Genomic DNA, 1,921 nt, shown 5'->3' with positions numbered 1-1,921 from the left:
CCCCCTCGATTTTGGACGGTTTGTCTGAGACGTCTGCGTTGCGTTTGTTGCCGGAGAGCGACCTTCCGGCGGTTGCGGAGGCGGTTCGGTCTGAGATGATCGAGACCGTGTCGGTGACGGGCGGGCATCTCGGGTCCGGGCTCGGGGTGGTCGAGCTGACGGTGGCGTTGCACCACGTGTTCGACACGCCCGATGACCGGATCGTGTGGGACGTCGGGCACCAGGCCTACCCGCACAAGATCCTGACGGGCCGGCGCGACCGGATGCGGACGCTGCGGCAGGGCGGCGGGCTGTCGGGCTTCACCAAGCGCTCGGAGAGCGAGTACGACCCGTTCGGGGCGGCGCATTCCTCGACCTCGATCTCGGCGGCGCTGGGCATGGCGGTGGCGCGGGATCTCCACGCGGCGTCGGAGAAGGCGCGCGGGCACGAGGCGCCCAAGCGCCGCAACATGATCGCGGTGATCGGCGACGGCTCGATGTCGGCGGGCATGGCCTACGAGGCGATGAACAACGCCGGCGCGCTGCACTCGCGGCTGATCGTGATCCTGAACGACAACGACATGTCGATCGCGCCCCCTGTCGGCGCGATGTCGGCCTATCTCGCGCGCCTGGCGTCGGGCGGGGCGTACCGGGGCCTGCGCGAGACCGCCAAGCAGCTCGGCAAGCTGCTGCCGAAGGCGATCTACCAGCGTGCGGCGCAGGCCGAGGAGTTCGCCCGCGGGCTGATCGTCGGCTCGGGCACGATGTTCGAGGAGATGGGCTTCCACTACGTCGGGCCGGTGGACGGGCACAACCTCGACCACCTGCTGCCGGTGCTGAAGAACGTGCGCGACAGCGAGCAGGGCCCGATCCTGCTGCACGTCGTGACGCGCAAGGGCAAGGGCTACGCCCCGGCCGAGGCGTCGGCCGACCGCTACCACGGCGTGGTGAAGTTCGACGTGCTCTCGGGGGTGCAGACCAAGGCCAAGGCCAACGCGCCGGCCTACACGCGGGTGTTCGGCGAGAGCCTGATCAGGGCGGCGGACGCCGACGAGAAGGTGGTGGCGATCACCGCGGCGATGCCGGGCGGCACCGGCATCGACCTGTTCGGCAAGGCGCATCCCGACCGGACCTTCGACGTGGGCATCGCCGAGCAGCATGCGGTGACGTTCGCCGGGGGCTTGGCGACGGAGGGCTACAAGCCGTTCGTGGCGATCTACTCGACCTTCCTGCAGCGGGCCTACGACCAGGTCATCCACGACGTGGCGCTGCAGAACCTTCCCGTTCGCTTCGCCCTCGACCGGGCGGGCCTGGTGGGGGCGGACGGGGCGACGCATGCGGGCGCGTTCGACCTGGCGTATCTGTGCTGCCTGCCGAACATGACGGTGATGGCGGCGGCCGACGAGGCCGAGCTGGTGCACATGGTGGCGACCTGCCACGCGCACGATTCCGGCCCGATCGCGCTGCGCTACCCGCGCGGCGAGGGCGTGGGCGTCGAGATGCCGGAGGTCGGCGTCCCGCTGGCGATCGGGCGCGGGCGGATCGTGACGCGGCCGGAGAACGCGCGGGTGGCGCTGCTGTCGCTCGGCACGCGTCTGGGCGAGGCGCTGAAGGCGGCCGAGACGCTGTCGGCGGCGGGCATCGCGGTGACGGTGGCGGACGCGCGCTTCGCCAAGCCGCTCGACGAGGCGCTGATCCTGGATCTCGCGGCGAGCCACGAGGTGCTGATCACCCTGGAGGAGGGCTCGCGCGGCGGGTTCGGGGCGATGGTGCTGCACCTGCTCACCGAGCGCGGGGTGCTGGACGCGATGCGGCTTCGGGTCCGCACGATGACGCTGCCGGACGCCTACCAGGACCACGACAGCCCCGACAAGATGTACGCCGAAGCCGGCCTCGACGCCGCCAGCATCGTCAAAAAGGTCGAGGAAATCCTGCCGGAGCG

General features: G+C 70.7%; 1 protein-coding gene. It reads left to right on the top strand.

What is annotated here, in order from left to right; genetic code table 11:
• Positions 1 to 8 precede the first annotated feature (8 nt).
• The coding region (gene dxs, locus FV229_RS26645; RefSeq protein ID WP_246688356.1) for a 1-deoxy-D-xylulose-5-phosphate synthase at positions 9 to 1,921 on the top strand (1,913 nt) is incomplete at its 3' end.

The organism is Methylobacterium sp. WL120 (genome assembly GCF_008039465.1).
GTDB lineage: Bacteria > Pseudomonadota > Alphaproteobacteria > Rhizobiales > Beijerinckiaceae > Methylobacterium > Methylobacterium cerastii.
The sequence above is the reverse complement of the archived record's forward strand: the minus strand, read 5'-3'. Positions and strand labels throughout refer to the sequence as shown.